At 70.3% G+C, this 1,291-nt stretch carries 1 protein-coding gene; it reads left to right on the top strand.

Annotation, left to right across the window (positions count from 1 at the left end):
* Positions 1-38: 38 nt before the first annotated feature.
* The coding region (glyA, locus tag ABT063_RS52050) for a serine hydroxymethyltransferase (protein WP_351069394.1) at positions 39-1,291 on the top strand (1,253 nt) is incomplete at its 3' end.

Here is a 1,291-nt window from a genome sequence, read left to right as displayed (position 1 = left end):
GTACACCGCCTTTTCGGCCGGCTGAGGAGTCGTACCTGATGTCCGTTCTGAACACGTCCCTGCACGAGCTCGACCCGGAGGTCGCCGCCGCGGTCGACGCCGAGTTGAACCGCCAGCAGTCCACCCTCGAGATGATCGCCTCCGAGAACTTCGCGCCGGTCGCGGTCATGGAGGCGCAGGGCACGGTCCTCACCAACAAGTACGCCGAGGGCTACCCGGGCCGCCGCTACTACGGCGGCTGCGAGCACGTCGACGTCGCCGAGCAGATCGCGATCGACCGGGTCAAGGAGCTGTTCGGCGCCGAGTACGCCAACGTGCAGCCCCACTCGGGCGCCTCCGCCAACCAGGCCGCCCTGTTCGCGCTGGCCCAGCCGGGCGACACCATCCTCGGCCTGGACCTGGCGCACGGCGGCCACCTGACCCACGGGATGCGGCTGAACTTCTCCGGCAAGCAGTTCACGGTGGTGCCCTACCACGTGGACTCCGAGACCAGTCTGGTCGACATGGCCGAGGTGGAGCGGCTGGCCAAGGAGCACCGGCCGAAGGTGATCATCGCGGGCTGGTCGGCGTACCCGCGGCAGCTGGACTTCGCCGCCTTCCGCCGCATCGCCGACGAGGTCGAGGCCTACCTGTGGGTGGACATGGCGCACTTCGCCGGTCTGGTCGCGGCCGGCCTGCACCCCAACCCGGTGGAGTACGCGGACGTCGTCACCTCCACCACCCACAAGACGCTCGGCGGGCCCCGCGGCGGCATCATCCTGGCGAAGAAGGACTTCGCGAAGAAGCTCAACTCCTCCGTCTTCCCGGGCTTCCAGGGCGGTCCCCTGGAGCACGTGATCGCGGCGAAGGCGGTCTCCTTCAAGGTCGCGGCGAGCGAGGACTTCAAGGAGCGTCAGCGCCGCACGGTCGAGGGCGCGCGCATCCTCGCCGAGCGGCTGACCGCGCCGGACGCCCGCGAGGCCGGGGTCAACGTCCTGTCCGGCGGCACGGACGTGCACCTGATCCTGGTCGACCTGCGCGAGTCCGAGCTGGACGGGCAGCAGGCCGAGGACCGCCTCCACGAGGTCGGCATCACCGTCAACCGCAACGCCGTCCCCAACGACCCGCGCCCGCCCATGATCACGTCGGGCCTGCGGATCGGCACGCCCGCCCTCGCCACCCGCGGCTTCACGGCCGAGGACTTCGCCGAGGTCGCGGACGTCATCGCGGAGGCGCTCAAGCCGTCGTACGACGCCGAGACGCTGAAGACCCGAGTCAAGGCACTCACGGACAAGCACCCGCTCTACCCCGG

The sequence above is a fragment of the Streptomyces sp. NPDC002838 genome (assembly GCF_040295365.1).
In the GTDB taxonomy this organism is placed as follows: Bacteria; Actinomycetota; Actinomycetes; order Streptomycetales; family Streptomycetaceae; genus Streptomyces.
Note: the sequence above shows the minus strand (reverse complement) of the source record. Positions and strands in the feature narration are given on the sequence as shown.